Source organism: Acinetobacter pittii ATCC 19004 = CIP 70.29 (genome assembly GCF_000369045.1).
GTDB lineage: Bacteria > Pseudomonadota > Gammaproteobacteria > Pseudomonadales > Moraxellaceae > Acinetobacter > Acinetobacter pittii.
Map to the genome: position 1 here is coordinate 34,800 of NZ_KB849785.1, position 21,187 is coordinate 55,986.

Annotated in this window: 18 protein-coding genes; 11 read left to right on the forward strand and 7 right to left on the reverse strand. The window is 38.8% G+C overall.

Going from position 1 to position 21,187, the window contains the following annotated elements:
* Positions 1-81: 81 nt before the first annotated feature.
* From yidC to rpmH, 4 genes are read right to left on the reverse strand one after another with little or no spacing between them, the layout of a single operon-like run.
* The gene (gene yidC, locus F928_RS04230) at positions 82-1,842 is read right to left on the reverse strand and encodes a membrane protein insertase YidC (RefSeq protein WP_002115440.1); all 1,761 of its coding nucleotides are present in this window, start codon (positions 1,840-1,842) and stop codon (positions 82-84) included.
* Between the two features lie 5 nt (positions 1,843-1,847).
* On the reverse strand, positions 1,848-2,168 hold the full coding sequence (yidD, locus tag F928_RS04235; protein ID WP_003656027.1) for a membrane protein insertion efficiency factor YidD: 321 nt from the start codon (positions 2,166-2,168) through the stop codon (positions 1,848-1,850).
* A gap of 10 nt (positions 2,169-2,178) precedes the next feature.
* Positions 2,179-2,571, reverse strand: a complete 393-nt coding sequence (rnpA, locus tag F928_RS04240) for a ribonuclease P protein component (RefSeq protein ID WP_005063921.1) — start codon at positions 2,569-2,571, stop codon at positions 2,179-2,181.
* Positions 2,572-2,600: 29 nt separating this feature from the next.
* Entirely contained in the window at positions 2,601-2,735 is a 135-nt protein-coding gene (gene rpmH, locus F928_RS04245; protein WP_000831329.1) for a 50S ribosomal protein L34, read from the reverse strand.
* Between the two features lie 681 nt (positions 2,736-3,416).
* On the opposite strand from rpmH, the gene dnaA reads away from it, so the two are divergent.
* The 6 genes from dnaA (at position 3,417) to F928_RS04275 (ending at position 11,180) form a co-directional block, all read left to right on the forward strand.
* A complete protein-coding gene (dnaA, locus tag F928_RS04250; protein WP_002115442.1) occupies positions 3,417-4,826 on the forward strand; it encodes a chromosomal replication initiator protein DnaA in 1,410 nt (469 codons plus the stop codon).
* A gap of 97 nt (positions 4,827-4,923) precedes the next feature.
* Entirely contained in the window at positions 4,924-6,072 is a 1,149-nt protein-coding gene (gene dnaN / locus F928_RS04255; RefSeq protein ID WP_002115478.1) for a DNA polymerase III subunit beta, read from the forward strand.
* A gap of 14 nt (positions 6,073-6,086) precedes the next feature.
* Positions 6,087-7,169, forward strand: a complete 1,083-nt coding sequence (gene recF, locus F928_RS04260; RefSeq protein ID WP_002115479.1) for a DNA replication/repair protein RecF — start codon at positions 6,087-6,089, stop codon at positions 7,167-7,169.
* Positions 7,170-7,221: 52 nt separating this feature from the next.
* Positions 7,222-9,690 carry a DNA topoisomerase (ATP-hydrolyzing) subunit B gene (gyrB, locus tag F928_RS04265; protein WP_002115497.1) on the forward strand — a complete coding sequence of 823 codons (2,469 nt, stop codon included), beginning with the start codon at positions 7,222-7,224 and terminating at the stop codon, positions 9,688-9,690.
* Between the two features lie 35 nt (positions 9,691-9,725).
* Positions 9,726-10,118 (forward strand): cytochrome b562, encoded by a 393-nt coding sequence (gene cybC / locus F928_RS04270; RefSeq protein ID WP_023187717.1) that lies wholly within the window; start codon positions 9,726-9,728, stop codon positions 10,116-10,118.
* Between the two features lie 135 nt (positions 10,119-10,253).
* Entirely contained in the window at positions 10,254-11,180 is a 927-nt protein-coding gene (locus F928_RS04275; protein ID WP_002115447.1) for a TolB-like translocation protein, read from the forward strand.
* A gap of 50 nt (positions 11,181-11,230) precedes the next feature.
* On the opposite strand, the gene yheS is transcribed toward F928_RS04275, so the two are convergent.
* On the reverse strand, positions 11,231-13,159 hold the full coding sequence (gene yheS / locus F928_RS04280; protein WP_002115412.1) for an ATP-binding cassette domain-containing protein: 1,929 nt from the start codon (positions 13,157-13,159) through the stop codon (positions 11,231-11,233).
* A 253-nt stretch (positions 13,160-13,412) separates the two neighbouring features.
* Here yheS and F928_RS04285 point away from each other — a divergent pair, with 253 nt between their 5' ends.
* From F928_RS04285 to erpA, 4 genes are all read left to right on the forward strand, one after another.
* On the forward strand, positions 13,413-14,417 hold the full coding sequence (locus F928_RS04285; RefSeq protein WP_002115488.1) for a putative solute-binding protein: 1,005 nt from the start codon (positions 13,413-13,415) through the stop codon (positions 14,415-14,417).
* 255 nt (positions 14,418-14,672) lie between these two features.
* Positions 14,673-15,680, forward strand: coding sequence for a putative solute-binding protein (locus tag F928_RS22310; protein WP_002115480.1), 1,008 nt, complete (start codon positions 14,673-14,675; stop codon positions 15,678-15,680).
* Positions 15,681-16,031: 351 nt separating this feature from the next.
* Positions 16,032-17,036: a putative solute-binding protein gene (locus F928_RS04295; RefSeq protein ID WP_002115460.1), complete on the forward strand. Its 1,005-nt coding sequence runs from the start codon at positions 16,032-16,034 to the stop codon at positions 17,034-17,036.
* A 124-nt stretch (positions 17,037-17,160) separates the two neighbouring features.
* Complete coding sequence (gene erpA, locus F928_RS04300) at positions 17,161-17,496, forward strand: iron-sulfur cluster insertion protein ErpA (RefSeq protein ID WP_002115421.1); 336 nt, start codon at positions 17,161-17,163, stop codon at positions 17,494-17,496.
* A 60-nt stretch (positions 17,497-17,556) separates the two neighbouring features.
* Here erpA and F928_RS04305 read toward each other — a convergent pair whose 3' ends face one another.
* A complete protein-coding gene (locus F928_RS04305; protein WP_002115492.1) occupies positions 17,557-18,399 on the reverse strand; it encodes an alpha/beta fold hydrolase in 843 nt (280 codons plus the stop codon).
* A gap of 127 nt (positions 18,400-18,526) precedes the next feature.
* Positions 18,527-19,654 carry an anhydro-N-acetylmuramic acid kinase gene (gene anmK, locus F928_RS04310; protein WP_002115501.1) on the reverse strand — a complete coding sequence of 376 codons (1,128 nt, stop codon included), beginning with the start codon at positions 19,652-19,654 and terminating at the stop codon, positions 18,527-18,529.
* 61 nt (positions 19,655-19,715) lie between these two features.
* Here anmK and tyrS point away from each other — a divergent pair, with 61 nt between their 5' ends.
* Positions 19,716-20,948: a tyrosine--tRNA ligase gene (gene tyrS, locus F928_RS04315; RefSeq protein WP_025469658.1), complete on the forward strand. Its 1,233-nt coding sequence runs from the start codon at positions 19,716-19,718 to the stop codon at positions 20,946-20,948.
* Positions 20,949-21,187: the final 239 nt, after the last annotated feature.

A 21,187-nucleotide genomic window follows, 5' to 3' on the forward strand; every position in this document is an offset into this window, starting at 1 on the left:
CTAAAAACCTAAAATCCAGCCAAAGAAAAATCCGCCTAAGATTACCATCTTAAGCGGATTTATTCAGCAAAAGTTCAACGATTAAGAAGCTGATTCAGTCTTATTGATACGACTTTTCTCAACGCTCTTATTAATAAACGACTGCTGTAAAATAGTAATACTGTTGTTCACAATCCAGTACAGTACGAGACCGGCAGGGAAGAACAACATAAATACCGTGAACATAATCGGCATAATGCGGAACACTTTTGCCTGCATTGGATCAGCCGGTTGCGGGTTCAACATTTGCTGTGCAAACATGGTAGCACCCATGATTAACGGCAAGATGAACCAAGGATCCATTGCTGACAAGTCTTGAATCCAACCTAACCATGGTGCGTGACGTAATTCCACACTTTCCATGAGTACCCAGTACAAAGCAAGGAAAATTGGCATTTGTAGCAACAATGGTAAACAACCTGAAAGTGGATTTACTTGTTCACGCTTGTATAAAGCCATCATTTCTTGCGAGAAGCGCATACGGTCTTCACCGAACTCTTCTTTCATGCGTTGCATTTCTGGTGCAATCACACGCATTTTCGCCATAGAACGATAACTTTTTGAAGATAAAGGCCACAAGATCATCTTCACCATAATGGTAAGCAAGATGATTGACCATCCCCAGTTGCCCACAATGCTATGGAAGAATTGAAGACCTAAGAACAAGAGTTTAGCAATCGGCCATAACCAACCATAATCAACAGTCTGATTTAAACCAACAGCTAAATCTTTTAATTCAGATTGTACTTTCGGACCTGAATAAAGTTTTGCATCCACTTCCATTGAAGTGCCTGCTGGAACATTAATCACTGGTGAGGTAAAACCAATGATATTCATGTGATCAGCAGATTGACGAGATTCAAGCTTAGCTACATAAGGCTGACCATTAGCTTGAGTCAGCTTAAGGTTTCCAGGAATCCAAGCACTTACAAAATAATGCTGAACAATCGCAACCCATCCACCTTTCGCTTCAGTATTTACTTTTTCTTCTGAGAAATTAGCAAATTTAAGCTTGTTGTAATGTGCATCAGGCGTTCCCCAAGCTCCACCTAAGAAAGTTCCTAGAGTGAAAATACCTTGAGAAGATTTACCTGGATCTTCAGAATTATCGCGCTTTAATTGTCCAAACATCTGACCTTGCCAGCTTTGTTGGCTACGGTTAATTACTTGATGTTTTACAACAATTGGATATTGACCTTGAGTAAAGGTAAAAGTTTTAATAATTTCAACGCCTTCAGGTGTTTTAAATACCATCGGAACGTTTAAAACTTTTTCAGATTGACCCTTTTGGTCCTGTACACCTTTAGCATCAGCCAAAGTATATGATGTCTTTTCAACAGCATATAATGGACGACCACCACGACTACTATCTGGTCCATTCAAACCAATTAAGCCAGATTGAGCAACATATGTACGCTTGGCATCATTTTCAAGCATAACAAAAGGTTGATCGCTGTCTTTGCTTTTGTCGTGTGAGAGTAATTCAATACGAACAATATCACCACCTTTTGGATTAATCCAAATATGGTAAAGGTCAGTTTGTACTGAAATAAGCTGTTGATTCACAGGTGCAGTTGCATCTGTGGTTTGTGACTGCGCAATATTTGCTTGTGGCACATCGGAAGCCACTGTTGCATTTTTAGCATTTGGCAAATCAGCAGATACTTCATGCGAACTTACAGCTGCCGCTTGTTGTTGCGGAGCAGTTGCAGCATTTCCATAATCTTTTTGCCAAGCCAAAATGAGCAAATATGCGGTGACAAACATGGCCCCGAGAATTGCAAACCTGGCCCATTGTTGCATATCTATTACCCCAAATGGTTAGAGAGATTTTGCTTCAGTAAACGATCACGAAAGGGTACAGCAACATGATGCGTTTGAGAATCTATTTGATGAAACGAAATAAAACGAATTGCTTTTGGCGGTACCGGATCATATCCAGATCCTCCCCACGGATGACAACGACAAATCCGTTTAGAAGATAACCAAACGCCTTTTATCGCACCATGAGTTTGCAATGCTTCTATCGCATATTGGGAACAAGTCGGGATATAACGACAACGGGGTCCAAGAAGCGGACTAATCGCAATTTGATACAGTCGAATCAACCAACGTAGAAAACGGACCATTGGCTATCTCTTAATTCTGCGAGGTTGTGCCAACTTTAGAATGTTTTTTTGCTAAGCGCTGTAATTTTTGCCAAGCAAAGTCTAATTGTTGATATAGCTCAGCATTCGTAATCGTTTCTATACCAACTTTCGGCATCACCACAACATCTATGTCTGATCCAAAATTCGGCTGATGTAGACGAAAGCTCTCACGAGCAAGACGTTTTATTCGATTTCTTTCATGCGCTCGGCGCACTTTTTTCTTAGCAACAACAATACCCAAACGGCTTTTAGGCTGTTCGGTTAATTTTGCAAGAAATAAAAAATGGGGTTGATGCACTTTAAAAAGCGCACCATCAAATACACTTTTATAATCTGCAGCACAGCGTATTCGCACGTCTGTGCTAAAACTGTAAAGTGTCATCACACCCAAGTCTGGTCAGCGTAACAGTATTAAACAGTTAAGCTATGACGACCTTTTGCACGACGACGAGCTAATACTTGACGACCAGCTTTAGTTGCCATACGAGCACGGAAACCATGAACGCGTTTACGCTTTAATTCAGATGGTTGGAAAGTACGTTTCATATTGAAACTCCCAAAAATGATCTTTCTATAAAGGTCCGCGATTTTATTGTGCAATGTTTACGCTGTCAATGAAAAACCAAGAAAGTTTTGTATTTAACCCAAATTTTTAATCTCTTCTCTTCTTTTTATCACAGTCATAATTCAGTGCAATATATAGCTTTAAAAGTTATACACAAAGTAATTGTCTATTTTTATTAGAACTTTTAATATATACACACCTTATATACATATTTATCAACAAAACAAGATACCATCTTGGTTTGGATTTGCTGTATTTGAATTTAAATTCATATTTTGCAGTTATCCACAAAAGATCACCACCCTATTAAATAAATTCAAATTTAGAAATTTAAATTTATTCTTATTAGGGGTAACTTTTTCTGTGGATTTTGCACTTTTAAATTTAAAAAACATATATTTGAGTTGTTGATAACTCTGTTTTTACTATATTTATGGATTGTGGATAAGTTTATGTGTTAATTTATCCACAGCTTGTGCAAAAAGTTATACACAAACCATTTTGAATTTAAATTTATTCACAAGAGATTTCTTTTTAGACAAAATCAACTGAAATCGCCATGACAGATGTGGATAACTTGGTTAGAATGGCGACCCCTTCTCATCAGGAAGGGTTAATCTTTAGATTATTTGAATTTAAAAACGCAGAAATAGGGGATACACATGCTTTGGACAGACTGCTTAACTCGCTTGCGACAAGAGCTCTCTGATAACGTCTTTGCGATGTGGATTCGCCCATTAGTTGCTGAAGAAGTAGAAGGGACACTGCGTCTTTATGCACCTAATCCTTATTGGACGCGTTACATTCAAGAGAACCATCTAGAATTAATTTCTATATTGGCCGAACAGTTATCAGAAGGACGAGTACGTCAGGTTGAGATTTTAGTTGATTCTCGTCCTGGTAGTATTTTGTCATCAGGTGAGCAGCCAGCAACTACAACTGCTGCTTTGCAAACTGCGCCCCAACAAAGTATTAAAGTAAAAAAAGAACCAGATTCTATTTCCAGTTCACCTACTACTAATAGTGTAGTGAACCCAAAAACACCGAAAAAGAAACTATTAAACCCCCAATTTACTTTTTCTTTATTTGTTGAAGGCCGTTCGAACCAGATGGCTGCTGAAACATGTAGAAAGGTATTAACACAATTAGGTGCTTCACAGCATAACCCTTTATTCTTATATGGTCCGACAGGATTGGGTAAGACTCACTTGATGCAGGCAGTTGGTAATGCTTTATTGCAAGCCAAGCCTAATGCACGGGTGATGTATATGACCTCTGAGAGCTTCGTTCAGGATTTTGTAAGTTCTTTGCAAAAAGGCAAAGTTGAAGAATTTAAGAAAAATTGCCGTTCTTTAGATTTATTGTTGGTCGATGATATTCATCTTTTAGCTGGTAAAGAAGCAAGCTTGGTTGAATTTTTCTATACATTCAATGCATTACTTGATGAATCTAAACAGATTATTTTAACTTCAGATCGTTATCCAAAAGAATTGACCGAGTTGGATCCACGTTTGGTTTCACGCTTTTCTTGGGGACTTTCTGTAGGCGTTGAACCGCCAGATATTGAAACTCGTATCGAAATTCTATTGAAAAAAGCCGAAAATAGCGGCGTTGATTTACCTCGAAATTGTGCATTATTTATTGCACAACAAGTAGTTGCCAACGTACGTGAACTTGAAGGCGCACTCAATAAAGTCGTCGCAATTTCTCGTTTTAAAGGTGCACCAATTGACCTTGATGTTGTCCGCGAGTCTTTAAAAGATGTGTTGGCAATCCGTGCACGTACAATTAGTGTAGAAAATATCCAACGTGTGGTTAGTGAATATTTCCGTATTCCTTTAAAAGAATTGGTAGGACCAAAGCGGACTCGAATCTATGCGCGACCACGTCAGTTAGCAATGGGACTTGCTCGTGAGTTGACTGGTGATAGTTTTCCCGAAATTGGAATGGCTTTTGGTGGACGTGACCACAGTACAGTCATGCATGCTTGCGAAAAAGTAGTAAGTCTACGTGAAGAAGATCCGATTTTTGACGAAGATTATAAAAATCTATTACGTCTACTCCAGAGTTAATGAAATGATAAGACGTTGTTGCAAAGTCTACGTAAGTGCAGCATAGTACACAGCTAAAAAATGAAATATTTGCTCCAAGTTGCTAGAGGAATGAATCGTGCGTTTGAAAATCGCTAAAGAAAGCTTACTCAATGTTTTATCGCATGTTGTCGGTGCGGTAGAACGTCGTCATACATTGAATATCCTTTCAAACGTCAAAATTCAGACTAATGCTCAGGCACTCACCATTACCGGTTCTGATTTAGAAGTCGAGCTGGTTGCCAGTACTGTTTTAACAGAAGGGGCATGCATTGAAGCAGGTGAAACAACTGTTCCTGCTCGTAAGTTGATGGAAATTTGTAAATCATTGCCTACAGCTGCATTGATTGACTTACAAATTACAGAAGATCAAAGATGTATTTTAAAATCTGGTAATAGCCGTTTTGTATTAGGTACTTTACCGGCAGAAGATTATCCATTATTGACCACTGAAAATAGTCAAGGTACACAAGTACAGGTCACTCAACGTGAGTTAAAGCGTTTATTTGAAAAAACGGCTTTTGCTATGGCCGTACAAGATGTACGTTTCTATTTAACGGGTACTTTATTAGAAATTGATGAAAATCAATTACGTGCAGTAACAACAGATGGTCACCGTTTAGCACTTTGTGAAATTACTGCTTCTTCTACATCATCTCAATTGGTCCAAGCAATTGTGCCTCGTAAAGCTGTTGGTGAATTACAGCGTTTACTTAGCATTGAAGATGAACAATTAACGTTGCTGATTGGTCGCGAATTGTTAAATGTCACAATTAATACGCCAAGCCGTGACAAAGAGCAGGGCGATATCACTGTTCGCTTTACTACAAAGTTGATTGATGGAAAATTCCCTGATTATCGTCGTGTAATTCCACGTGGTGGCGATAAACATGTGTTAATTAGCCATGATGTGTTCAAACAATCATTACAACGTGTCGCAATTTTGAGTAATGAGAAATTACGTGGTGTTTTCTTGAATTTTAATCAAGATTCTTTACAGCTACGTGCAAATAACCCTGAACAAGACGAAGCGATTGAAGATTTAGCGATTCAATATCAAAACATACCGCTTGAAATGTCATTTAATGCGCAATATTTGCTGGATGTTTTAGGTGTGCTTGATGGTGATGATGTAAATATGAGCATGACTGAGGCAAACCAATCTGTATTGGTTCAAGATCCGGCACATCCTGATCAAACCTATGTCGTTATGCCGATGCGTGTATAATCTGGCTATCTAATATGCATCTTACGCGTTTAAATATTGAACGTGTGCGTAATTTAAAAACGGTTGCACTCCAAGGGTTGCAACCGTTTAATGTATTTTATGGCGCTAACGGTTCAGGAAAAACTTCAATACTGGAAGCAATCCATTTGCTTGCAACAGGGCGGTCGTTCCGCACCCACATACCTAAAAATTATATTCAATACTCTGCTGAAGATGCGATTGTTTTTGCGCAATCTGCAACTGAAAAAATTGGCATGCAAAAGTTGGCCTCTGGTGAGCAGTTGATGAAGGTCAATGGCGATACAGTGGCTACACAAGGACAACTCGCTAAACTGCTTCCTTTGCAGCATATTGATCCACAAAGTACCGATATTATTGACCATGGGGCGAAACCTCGGCGCCAGCTTTTAGATTGGCTGATGTTCCACGTGGAACCTGAGTTTTATTTTGCTTGGCAATATTATTCTCGTGCATTAAAGCAGCGTAATACTTTACTTAAAACCAGACGGAATATTTCTCTAGCGGATTTAGAGCCGTGGAATAAAATGTTGAGTGATTATGGTGAAATTTTACACTCTCAGCGTTTAAGTATTGTGGAACAATGGAATGTCTTTTTTCAAAATGATTTAAGTCAATTGCTACCTGATCTAGAGATTGAACTGGAATATAGTCCCGGTTTTCATACAGAGCAGGGACTCATGCAAGACTTGCTGAATCAACACCAAAAAGACATCGAACGACGCTATACCGAATATGGCCCACATCGTGCAGATTTGCGCTTAAAAACCCCGTTTGGACATGCTGATGTAGTTTTATCAAGAGGTCAGAAAAAACTCTTGATTATTGCCTTAAAACTGTCACAAATTGCAATGTTACATGCGAGTAATAAGGAAACTGTGGTATTATTAGATGATCTGACAGCAGAATTAGACTTAACCGCACAACAACGTTTAATTGAACGATTAAGCCAACTTGGTAGCCAGGTTTTTATGACAACTTTAGATCATGCATCGGTAAAAAAACACTTACATGATCTGTCTATTTCATATCAATTATTCAATGTTGAATCCGGTCAAGTTAGTCTTGCTTCACCATAATTTTTTGATGTTACCCATCTTTGAATAAACCTATATTTGCTAGGGAGAAACCATGAGTTCAGAGTCTCAATCAGCCTCTCAAACAGAACAAACCAATGAAAAGGCTTATGATTCCTCTAGTATTAAAGTATTACGTGGATTAGATGCAGTTCGTAAACGTCCGGGTATGTATATTGGGGATACAGACGACGGTACCGGTTTACACCATATGGTATTCGAGGTTGTCGATAACGCAATCGATGAAGCTTTAGCTGGGCATTGTGACGAAATTATTGTCACGATTCACGAAGATGAATCGGTAAGTGTTTCTGATAATGGCCGTGGTATTCCAACAGATATCCACCCTGAAGAAGGGGTGTCTGCAGCGGAAGTAATTCTTACGATCTTGCACGCAGGCGGTAAGTTTGACGATAACAGCTATAAAGTTTCAGGTGGTTTGCACGGCGTAGGCGTTTCAGTTGTAAATGCGCTTTCAAGTAAATTGCATTTAATTATTAATCGCGCTGGCCAAGTGCACGAACAAGAGTATCACCACGGTGATCCGCAATATCCATTACGTGTGATTGGTGAAACGGATAGCAGTGGTACAACTGTACGTTTTTGGCCAAGTGAATTAACTTTTAGTCAAACCATTTTTAACGTTGAAATTTTAGCGCGTCGTTTACGAGAGCTTTCATTTTTAAACGCGGGCGTGCGTATTGTTTTACGTGATGAACGTATTAACCTTGAGCACGTATATGACTACGAAGGTGGTTTATCTGAGTTTGTAAAATACATTAACGAAGGTAAAACTCATCTAAACGAGATTTTCCATTTCACTGCTGATACAGAAAACGGTATTGGTGTAGAAGTTGCATTACAGTGGAATGAAAGTTATCAAGAAAACGTGCGTTGTTTTACCAACAATATTCCTCAAAAGGATGGCGGTACTCATTTAGCAGGTTTCCGTGCAGCTTTAACGCGTGGTCTTAACCAATATCTTGAAAATGAAAATATTCTCAAGAAAGAAAAAGTCAATGTGACAGGCGATGATGCACGTGAAGGTTTAACCGCGATTATTTCGGTAAAAGTACCTGATCCGAAATTCTCTTCTCAAACTAAAGAAAAACTAGTATCGAGTGAAGTAAAACCAGCGGTTGAGCAAGCAATGAACAAAGAGTTCTCTGCTTACTTACTTGAAAATCCGCAAGCTGCAAAATCGATTGCCGGTAAAATTATTGATGCTGCGCGTGCACGTGATGCTGCACGTAAGGCGCGTGAAATGACACGTCGTAAGAGTGCACTTGATATTGCAGGTTTACCAGGTAAATTGGCTGACTGTCAGGAAAAAGACCCAGCACTTTCTGAATTATATCTAGTCGAGGGTGACTCTGCTGGTGGTAGTGCTAAACAAGGTCGTAATCGTAAAATGCAGGCTATTTTACCGTTGAAAGGTAAAATCCTGAACGTTGAACGTGCACGCTTTGACAAAATGATTTCTAGTCAGGAAGTGGGTACTTTAATCACTGCACTTGGCTGTGGTATTGGTCGTGAAGAATATAACCCTGATAAGCTTCGCTATCATAAAATCATTATCATGACCGATGCCGACGTCGATGGTTCGCACATCCGTACCTTGTTGTTAACGTTCTTCTTCCGTCAAATGCCAGAATTGGTTGAGCGTGGGCATATTTATATTGCTCAGCCACCTTTGTATAAATTGAAGAAAGGTAAGCAAGAACAATACATCAAAGATAATGATGCATTGGAAACTTATCTCATCTCAAATGCAATTGATGAGCTATCTCTACATACCAATGCTGAAGCACCTGCAATTACTGGTGAAGCACTGGCGAAAGTGATTCAAGACTATCAAGTTTCACAAAAGAGCTTACAGCGCTTAACTTTACGTTATCCAGCTAGCTTATTGGATGCTTTACTTGAAGTAGAAGCATTCAAGAGTGATCAAAACCATGATGAAGCTTATGTACAACAATGGGCAGATCAGGTACGCGATATCATTACCAGATTACAGCCAAGTTTACGTCCAGAAATCTCTTTAGAGGCATTTGAGCGTGAAAATGCTCAAGGTGAAAAATCTGCGCATTATTGGCCGCGTATTACTGTCTATGTTCATAATCTGCCGCATGCGTATTTGCTTGATGCAGCTTTATTGAATTCAGCTGAATATGCACGTTTACTCAAAAACTCGAAGAGTTGGTTCACTTTACTTGAAGACGGTGCTTTTTTACAAAAAGGTGATCGCCGTATTCAAGTGGCTAACTTCCATCAAGTTTGGCAACATATTTTGCAAGATTCACGCCGCGGTATGATGATCCAACGCTATAAAGGTCTTGGAGAGATGAATGCTGAACAGCTGTGGGAAACAACAATGGACCCTGAAAACCGTAATATGTTGCAGGTGACAATTGATGATGCGATTGAAGCCGATCGTATGTTCTCTTGCTTAATGGGTGATGATGTTGAACCACGTCGTGCATTCATCGAAGAGAATGCTTTAAATGCGGATATTGATGCTTAATTCATAACATGATTCTAAATCAGTCTAGGGAGAGAATGATGAGTCAGAAATTATTAGCTAGCCTATTAATTTCATGTGTGTTTTTAGGAAGTTCTGCTGTTTGGGCGGCAGACCTAGAAACGAATATGAAAACTTTAGCGAAGAGTACTAAAGCATTTGCTGAAGCGAAAGATGCTGATAACGCGAAAAAACAGCTTGTTGTAATGCGTGAAGCAGCAGTTTCTTCTAAGCAATATTTGCCGCATAAACTCGAAGGTTTGCCATCAGAAAATGTAAAGGTAAAAGAGTACCAAGCTGGTTTAGATCAGCTTGTTGCCGAAATTGATAAAGTAACTGTTTTAGTTGAGCAAGGACAATTAGATCAAGCCAAAACTGAAGCAATTAATTTAGTCAAAATACGAAATGAAAATCATAAAAAATTTAGGTAATTGATTTTTTATGGTAAAGGGCTAATCATCATTAGCCCTTTTTTGTATCCGAAAAAAGTATTTTGTTTAACAAGTAAACTATTCGAAGTTATATTCTCTATGCGGTACTTACTAATAACAATAGGAAATATAATTATGAAAAAAATACAAAAACTCTTATGTATTGGAATCATATTTTTTAATTGTTTATTTCAACTGCATGCTGCCATAGCCCCCACCTTTTATGGAAAATTAGTATTTCATCGTTATAGTGATTATGAGGCATGGGACAGTAAGCTTTATCTTTATAACTTCACAACACAGCAGACCACATTACTCGGCGCAAATTGGAAAATTGACCATATGATGAATGGCCATTTCTCTCCAGATGGAAAATGGTTAACGTTTATGGGAGTGAATTCTGGACAGCATTATGGCGATGCATGGGATGTGTATGTTTGGAAAGTCGGAAGCACTGAGTTACCCATTAACCTAACTCAGGGCAATAATAAGCGCGATGAAGACCCTAAATTTATAGATAACCAGCGTATTATTTTTAAACAAAATGGCGATCTAAAAATTATTAAAATGACGGATCGGACGATGACTTCTGTGACTCAAAATGGTTGGGATATAGAAGAATCGATGCCTTATCCGATGGTGAATACCACTCAAATTTTGTATGCAAAAGGTGCTGGAAATAATTCTAGAATTTTTAGTATTGATCAGTCGGGTGCTTATGATACACAACTGACCAATATCGCTTCATATTATCCAGTATGGTGGCAAGGAAGTCGGTTCTTATATGTGCGCTGGTATAGCCCAACAAATCCTCATGACCAGATCTATATTTATGATATGGCTAATAAACAAACTACACGTTTGCCATTTAACAACACTAATTATGATACTTCCGATCCAGCTCCTTTAGATCAGCGTTACATGGTGGTATCTCTTGCAGGACAAACAGGGAGTCGAGGCGGATACGATTTATATATTGCTGACAGCTTATCAAGCAGTGTTTGGCCTTTACCGATCAATACCAATTTAAATGAATTAGGGGCTTTTTATACGCCTTACTAATCAATAAAAAAGCCGATTAAGAAATCGGCTTTTTTATTTTAGAAAATGGATTAATCAAAAGAAGCTTCCATTTCTTCTAATTCCATCATGAGTTCCAAAAGCTGCTCTTCGTGTTGCTCAAGTTTAGCTTTCAGCTCTGTCTGCTCATTCATAAGTTTGAGTAGATCATCCTTACGTGCAGCCTCATATAAAGATGTGTCTGCTAAGGATTCTTCAATTTTGGCAAGCTGCGGTTGTAGCTTTTCAATTTGAGACTCAACTTTTTCAATATTTTTACGAATAGGTCGAGTCTGTTCACGACGGCGAGCTGCTTCTTTACGCTGTGCTTCTTTATCAACTTTAGCAGGCGCTGGAGCGGCAGAGGGAGAGTTGTTCTGTGCGACAGCAGTCTGAGCATTGATTTGTTGCTGACGGGCTTCACGTAGCCATTTAGCATAGTCCTGTAAATCACCCTCGAACTCAGTACATTTACCGCCGTGTACTAAAAGAAGCTCATCACATACACTTGCAATAAGTTGACGTTCGTGGGAAACCAGAACAACAGCACCTTCAAAATCTTGTAATGCCATGCTCAGTGCATGACGCATATCAAGATCTAAATGGTTTGTTGGTTCATCGAGAATTAAAACATTTGGACGCTGCCATACAATGAGTGCTAGGGCTAAACGAGCGCGTTCTCCACCAGAAAAGCTTTCGCATGGTGTATCCATGCGTTCACCACTAAATCCAAAACTACCTAAGAAAGAACGTAGGGTGGCTTCACTGATTTGTTTATCTGCTATACGGGCAAGCTGTAGCATTGGGCTAGCGTGACCATCTAAAGCATCCATCTGGTGCTGGGCAAAGTAACCAATATTAAGAAGCTCGGAAGCTTTACGTTCACCTGCCAAGAGCGGTAAATCACCAACCAAGCTCTTAATCAATGTTGACTTACCTGCGCCGTTCATACCCAGTAAACCAATACGTGAGTTTGGTGTAATTTGTAATCTGATTTTTTCGGCTATCTGTTTATCACCATAACCAATGCTGGCATTATCTAAAGTCAGCAAAGGTGAACTCATTTTAGTCGGTTCACGAAAACTAAATGTAAACGGCGTATCTACATGGGCTGGTGCAAGTTGCTGCATGCGCTCAAGTTGTTTAATACGACTTTGTGCTTGACGAGCTTTAGTCGCTTTTGCTTTAAAACGATCAATAAACTTTTGTAAGTGAGCACGTGTTTCTTGCTGCTTTTCAAAAGCTTGTTGTTGTTGAGCAAGACGTTCACTACGTGTGGTTTCAAATGTAGAGTAGTTTCCGGTGTAAAGTGTGAGTTCTTGATTTTCAATGTGAAGAATATGATCTGTAATCGCATCTAAAAAGTCGCGGTCATGCGAAATTAGAATGAGTGTGCCTTCATAGGCTTTAAGCCAATCTTCTAACCACAGAATTGCATCCAAATCTAAGTGGTTTGTTGGTTCATCCAGTAAGAGTAGATCAGAACGACTCATGAGTGTACGCGCTAAATTTAAACGCATACGCCATCCACCTGAGAAGCTCTCAACATTCAAACGTAATTGATTTTCTAGAAAACCAAGGCCTGCCATGAGCTGCGCAGCTTTAGAGGGCGCTGAATAACCATGGATTTCATCAAAACGGCCATGCAATTTAGCCAGTTCAAAATCAGTCAGTTGATCGGGTTGAGCAAGCTTATTTTGTATATCCCAAAACTCTTCATCACCTGAAAGAACAAAATCAATTGCAGGCATATCTAGGGCTTTCACTTCTTGGGCCATATGCGCCACGGTCCAGCCTGTAGGACGAGTAAGTGAACCTTCATCTGCACCTAAACTTCCAAGTAGTGCAGCAAATAAGGTCGATTTACCCGCGCCATTTACACCAGTTAGACCAATCTTCCAACCTGGGTGTAATTGCATAGACGCTTTTTGAAATAAAACACGTCCACCGCGGCGTAAAGAAACTTGGTCAAATTGAATCATCTTATTGTATCGAGGTGAATTAAGGATGCTGTATTTTAAAGAGAACTGCCGATGAAAACAAAACTTTCCGGATTTTAGTGAGCAGGTATTAATAATTAGATATATCCAGACATTCTAAATTTCGCTATTCATCCGAAATTTTCAAAATATTGAACAAGATAGAATACTTTTAAAAAAATATGGCTAAAATAAAAACAGTTTGAAATTTGGTTGATTAATGAGCTACTAATAAAACTAGACTAAGGAAAGTCAAATGAAAAAAAGATTGGGGATAATTGGTGCAGTATTTTGCTGTGCTGTGGGGACAGTACATGCTGGGCAAAGTGTCTGTGTGTTTGATTTATTAGGAAAGTCAGGTGAATCCTATAAAATGATGGAAGAGTGGGCGCTTGCAGCGAAAGAATGGCAAGCAGATATCACTTTAATTCCATTTCAAGATGAAGGCTTAGTTGACCGTAGACTGCGTGAAGGAAAATGTGACGCCGCTTATATGACCTCCATGCGGGCGCGAAATTATAATAAATTTGCAGGTTCAATTGATGCGATTGGAGGGGTAACCAGTAATGCAATTGCTCAAAAAGCTATTAGTTATGTTTTAGATAAGCGTAATAAACATCGCATGGTGGCTGCACAAAATGGAACCAATTACGAGGTCGTTGGTATTGTCCAGATTGGATTAGCTTATTTATTTGTGAGAGATAAAAACCTTAATTCAATTGAAAAAGTACGTGGGACTAAGTTTGCTATTTTGCAATATGACGCAGCACAAAAAATTATGGTGGAAAGCGTTGGCGCTCAGCCCATTCCTTCAGAAATTACCGATTTTGTGAAAAAGTTTAATAGTGGCCAAGTCGATGCAATTGCGGCACCAGCCTATGCTTATAAACCTTTAGAGATTGGTAAAGGGGTGGGAGTAAAAGGGGCAATGTTTACTTTCCCCGTAGTTAACGTCACAGGTGATTTAATTGCCCGAAGTGATAAGTTCCCTACAGATTTCGGTATAAAGTCACGTACTTGGTTTATACAAAAATTACCTCAGAATTTTGCCATGATAAAGCGGCTAGAAATGGGTGTACCCTCAAAAATTAAAATTAATTTTTCAGCAGAAGACAAAACTAAATATCAAAAAATTTTACGTGAAGGTCGCCTCAGCTTAACAAAACAAGGTGTATACGATGCAACAATGATGAGTGTGCTAAAGCGTGCCCGCTGTACAGTTGAACGGACAAATTTTGAATGTACGCTTAATGGAGAGTAGTTTATTTTTTAAACACAAAAACGCTACATATATTTCAAAGCTGAATATGGGTATGAAAATTGTGAATATAAAAAATAACTTACGGAAAATTAGCGATTTTTCCTTTTAATAAATAATTTAAAACCAACAAACAATGGTTCAATGAGATAAAAATATTTGAGTAAAAGCTCTATTTTTTTCTAAAAAACATGATTAATATCTGTGTTTGAAAGGAAACTTCAAACAAAAAATCTGTTCCGTGGAAGGATGAAGAAAATGAAAAAAATCGTACTTGCTATGGCTGCCGCTTCTGTTGTTGGTTTTTCTGCTTCAGCGCAAGCAGCGAGTACCGTATGTGTATTCGACCTCTTAGGAAAAGCAGGCGACTCATATAAAATGATGGAAGAATGGGCTCTTGCTGCAAAAGGCTGGGGTACTGAAATTAACTTAGTTCCTCGTCAGGACGAGGCTGTTGCCGATAATGATTTTAAAGCGGGTAAATGTGATGCTGTAGCAATGACAGCAATGCGTGCACGCCAATATAATAAATTTGCAGGATCTATCGACTCACTCGGTGGTGTTCCAAATAACCAAATCGCTCAACGTGCAATTACTTATGTATTAGATGCGCGTAATGCAGCAAAAATGACCACGAATATGGGTGGTAAAAAATACGAAGTTGCTGGTATTTCTCCGCTAGGTTCAGCATTCATTTTCGTACGCGACAAAAACATCAACTCTGTTGAAAAAGCTGCGGGTAAAAAATTCGCTGTACTTGGCTATGACGATGCACAAAAAATTATGGTGCAACGTGTAGGTGCTCAAGCAGTTCTTTCTGATATCTCAAACTTTGCTGCTAAATTTAACAATGGTCAGGTAGATATGGTAGGTGCGCCTGCTTATGCTTACAAACCATTAGAGTTAAATAAAGGTTTAGGCGCAAACGGTGTAATGTGGAACTTCCCTGTATTACACGTTACAGCAGATCTAGTATTACGTTCTGATAAATTCCCAGCTGGTTTTGGTCAAAAATCTCGTGACTGGTTTGTTAAACAGTTACCTAAGAGTTTTGCAATGATCAACCGTTTAGAAGCGCAAATTCCTGGCAAATACAAAATGAACTTAAGTGCAGAAGACAAACTTAAGTATCAAAAAATGTTGCGTGATGGCCGTATGGACTTAACTAAACGCGGTGTTTACGATGCTGGAATGATGTCTGTACTCAAAAAAGCGCGTTGTTCTGTAGACAAGGCTAACTTTGAATGTTCAATGCCTGGTGAATAATCCTAATTTCTTTCAGAAAGCCTAGACTGAGTTCTAGGCTTTTTGTTTTATATGCGCTGTCAGTTCTGCCATTGTGGATAAATAGAAAGACGTTAAGCTAAATTTAGATAAAAACTTCATAAGGAAACATGAAGGTATAATAATGGATCAAGGACTTGAGTGATTAAAATAATTGCTAATAGATAGGTCATTCGCTATCTATTTTTCAGGGAAATAAAATCATAAAAGCAAAAACGGTCTATACAAATATTCCATCATGATTTTTATATGAAGCCTATCCGATTCATACCTGATGGTGTGAAATTTCTTGGTATCGAAAAACAAAAACTCCACAAGGAAAGGAAAAAGAATATGCAATTTTCCAAAACGCTATTACTTGCGATGGGACTTACCACAGTTTCTTTTGCAGCCGAGGCTAAACAAACAGTATGTGTTTTTGACTTCGTTGGAAAAAATGGCGATGTTTATGCGCTGATGAAGGATTATCAACTTGCCGCAAAAAACTGGGGAGCTGATATCGAGCTTAAAGTAAACCAGAATGAAGCCGTGATTGCTGAAGATTTTAAAGCGGGTAAATGTGATGGTATTAGCGTGTCAGGGATGCGTGGTCGCCAATTTAACTCATTTACTGGGTCATTAGACGCAATTGGAGCGATTCCTGATCTCAAGCTTGCTGTAAAAGTGATGCAAGGCTTAGCGAGTCCGACTTTTAGTAAATATATGGTTAATGGTCGCTATGAGGTCGTAGGTGTTATTCCGGTTGGTGATGCTTACCTTTTAGTAAATGATCGCAGCATCAATACAGTAGCGAAAGCTGCAGGTAAGAAAATTGCTGTGCTTGATTATGATGAAGCACAAAAAATTATGGTTCAGCAGGTCGGGGCACAGGCTGTGAGTGCTGACGTAACAAATTTCGGTGCGAAATTTAATAACCATCAAGTTGATATTATTGGTGCGCCAGCAGCAGCATTTAAGCCTTTAGAACTACAAAAAGGTTTAGGTACAAAAGGTGCGATCGTGAATTACCCAATCTTACAGGTCACAGGAAATATTATTATCCGCCCTGATAAGTTCCCAGCTGGTTTTGGACAGAAATCTAGAGAGTGGGTTTCGGGTCAGTTACCACGTGCTTTTACCATCTTGGGTAAGATGAAAGCTGATATTCCACAAAAATACTGGATGGATGTCCCAGCAGCCGATAAACCAGGTTACCAAAAGCTTATGCGTGAATCACGAATTAACCTTACACAACGCGGTGTGTATGATAAACGCATGATGAAACTACTATGGCAATTCCGTTGCAAGCAAGATGCTAAAAACTTCGAATGTAGCTTACAGGATGAGAATTACAAATAATCTTGATAAAAATACTCAAGATTCGCTTTAAACTTCGAAGACAGACCCTATATTGATTATGCTATACTCAATATAGGGTCTTTTTTATTTTGAAAGGCACAGCAAAATCCGAGGAACAATCATCATGAATGCCCAAGCTCTAGTTTTGACAGATAATGCTGCCAATAAGGTACGCCAACTCCGTGATAGTGAAGGGAATGACGATCTCATGTTACGTGTGTATGTAACAGGAGGCGGGTGTTCAGGGTTTTCGTATGGCTTTAATTTTGCTGAAAGCGTAAATGAAGATGATGCAGAATTCGTAAATGGCGATGTAAAAATGCTGGTTGACTCACTTAGCTACCAATACCTCATTGGTTCAGTAGTTGACTATGTAGAAGGTCTTGAAGGTTCGCGTTTTATCGTACAAAACCCGAATGCAACAACAACATGTGGTTGTGGTTCTTCATTCTCGATTTAACAGAATTTTAAAATTTAAAAAACCTCTCTATTTTGAGAGGTTTTTTTATTGATCAGATTATTATCTTTTACGGACAGATTCTAAAAAATATTGCACGAGTTCAGGTGCATTCTGATATGGAATCCAATGCGATGCATCCATAAAAACTGATTCATAACTATTTTTAAAATAATGTGAGTTTAGCTTGGCGCTTTTTTCTGTAACGGCAATATCATGTTTACCCCAAATAAAAAGAGTAGGAACATCTATTGCTTTAAACGGATTTTGAGGTTTGTCCCAAAAAAAGCCACGATACCAATTCAACGCCGTAGTTAGCCTATTTTCTTTTATAAACTCATTCTCGAATATTTCAATTTGCTGTTCAGTCATGCCTGATGACTTTAGAAACTTACGGCCTAATTTCGGTAGTTTTTTAAATAAAAGCTCGGGCAGAATCGGTAACTGAAAAATTGCAAAATAATAAGATTTAAAAAGTTGTCTACTGCTTAAACAAGCTTTTAAAAATGCAGCTTGATGAGGTACAGAAACTAAAGTGAGATGTTGAATATATTGTGGATACTTCATAGCAACGCCTGAAGCAATTGCCGAGCCCCAGTCATGCCCAATTAAATAAACTGGCTGGCCAAGCTGTTCAATTAAACTGGTCACATCTTCTACAAGTTCACTCAATGAATATTTAAATCGGCTTTGAGGCCTAGCATTTAAACTATAACCACGTTGATGAATCGCAAGTGTTCTAAATTGATGCTCATGCAATAATTCCGAAGTCTGCTCCCAACAATGAGCAGTTTCTGGAAAACCATGCAATAAAACAACGAGAGGACCATCTATAGGGCCTGAATCAATTACATCGAATGTCCAGGTCCCACGTGTGTATTGATGAATACGTTTGGTCAGATCCATAACAACATGCCTTACTTATTTTTGTTGGCATTTATCATGAATTTTTATGTCCAATTTAATAACAGCATTTCGGGTCAGTAAATGTGCTATGAGGTCTAATCTGTCCAATTAAATTGCACAGGTAGCTTTATACCGCCGTGATCGTACCTAGGATTCTGAAATCCGAAGCACCTGTTACTGCTGGCAAATTTCCACTTAAACCATCTACAAAGCGCATTGCTAACCATGCAAATGCTGTAGCCTCGACCCAAGTAGGGGAAAGCCCTAACACATCGGTAGGTTGAACAGACCAATTATGTTTACGTAAACGCCAACGTAACTGTTCTAATAAATAAGAGTTATAAGCTCCACCACCACAAACATATATTTCACCTGTTTCCATCTCAGAGCGATAAATTGCTTTTTGAATAGCACGCACAGTAAGTTTTAATAGGGTTGCTTGAATGTTTTCAGGTGTATCTTCTAACTCATCGTAAGTTAAATCATTTCGCCAATCGATTAACTGATCATCTAACCAGTCAATATTAAAGTCTTCACGCCCTGTGCTCTTAGGTGGTTCTTTAGAAAAATATTCATGGGCATGAAGACGGTCAAGTAACGAACGAATAGGGTGACCATAGGCAGCCCAATCACCATTTTCATCATATGGATGACCTGTATGGCGATGGCACCACGCATCCATCAAAATATTTGCAGGACCTGTATCAAAACCAAATACGCCGTCACTGTTATTGGCGGGCAGCATACTCACATTAGCAATACCACCCAAATTCAAAATTACACGATGAATACTTGGATGTTGAAATAATGCTTGATGGAAAGCCGGAACTAATGGTGCGCCTTGGCCACCAGCTGCCATATCTCTACGACGAAAATCTGAAACGACAGGAATTTGAGTAATTTCAGTAATAATGTTTGGATCACCAATTTGTAGCGTAAAGCCATGTTCTGGACGATGACGAATAGTTTGTCCATGCGAACCAATTACTTTTATTTGGCTACGGTCTAATTGGTGCTTTTCAATGAGAGTATTAATCCCATGACCAATCATTTTGGCTAGAGCAACATCAGCTTTACCCATGCGGTCAATTTCATTGTCATCAGGTAAAGTTAATGCCATAAGCTCATCACGTAATTCGGGTTCGAATGGAACTGTAAGAGTGGCATGAAGCTGTAGTGGCTCAAATGAAGCCGCTACAATATCCACACCATCCATACTAGTGCCAGTCATTACGCCGATATAGATTGCGCTCATATGCAACTTCCCCTGCAAGACGCTGAAAAAATGTTAGTATATCGCACAAATTGAATAACTGATGTGTTTAGGTTTTGTGATGTCAAATTTCTTGCCCGCCGAAGAACAGCTTGCTCTCATCCAACGAGGCACGCACGAAATTATTTCAGAAGAAGATTTACTGAAAAAGCTTAAAGAGAATCGCCCTCTTAAAATTAAAGCTGGTTTTGACCCTACAGCACCAGATTTACATTTAGGACATACGGTTCTTATTAATAAACTAAAAACTTTCCAAGACTTGGGCCATGAAGTTACCTTCTTGATCGGTGACTATACAGCGATGATCGGTGACCCAACTGGCAAAAGCGCAACTCGTCCGCCGTTGTCACGTGAACAAGTAGAAGCTAACGCTAAAACTTATCAAGAACAAGTTTTTAAAATCTTAGACCCAAATAAAACAAAAGTACGTTTTAACTCAGAATGGTTTAATCAAAAGTCTGCTGCTGACCTTATCCAATTAGCAAGTCAGCAAACCGTATCACGTATGTTAGAGCGTGATGACTTTACTAAGCGTTATAGCAATCATCAGCCGATTGCAATTCATGAGTTTTTATATCCTTTAGTTCAAGGTTATGACTCAATTGCGCTTGAAGCTGACGTTGAGTTAGGCGGTACAGACCAGATCTTTAACTTACTTATGGGTCGTACTTTACAAAGCCGTTATGGCCAAGAATCTCAAGTGTGTATCACCGTGCCGATTCTAGAAGGTCTAGATGGCGTAAATAAAATGTCTAAATCTTTAGGTAACTATATTGGTGTATTTGATACACCAGGTGCAATGTACCAAAAAGTTTTATCAATGCCAGACTCTTTAATTGAACGCTATTTCGATTTATTAAGCTTCAAATCTCTTGATGAGATCAAAGCTCTATTAGATGAAATTGCTGCTGGTCGTAATCCGCAAGAAGTAAAACGTATCCTTGCGCTTGAGTTAGTTGAACGCTTCCATGATGCAGAAGCTGCTGCTAATGCCCATAAGAGTGCTGGTAACCGTATTACAGAAGGTGAAGTACCTGAAGACACACCAGAAGTGACTATTTCACTTGGTGAGTTTGGAGGAGAAATCTTTATTGCCACGATTTTACGTGTAGCGGGGCTAAACCCAAATGCAGCTGCGGCAAAAGATGCGGTTGCTCGTGGTGCGGTAAAAGTTGACTGGAATGCTGTTGATGCAAGCTTCTCTGTAAAAGAAAACGGAAGCTTTATTATTCAATCAGGTAAAAAAGCAATTGCACGTGTAATTTTCACTGACTAATAAAAAATTTATAGATTAAAAAAGCAGGAGTAATCCTGCTTTTTTTTATTTCTGGATCACAAAATCAATTAAAGCGTTCCACGTGGAACAATTTGTAATTAACTTAATAAGTAGAAAAATAGAATAAGTAAAGAATAGAAAGTATTAATCAATAAATAGAGTATTTGCTCTAGTCTGTCTTTGGAATCTTTGGAATCTTTGGAATCTTTGGAATCTTTGGAATCTTTGGAATCTTTGGA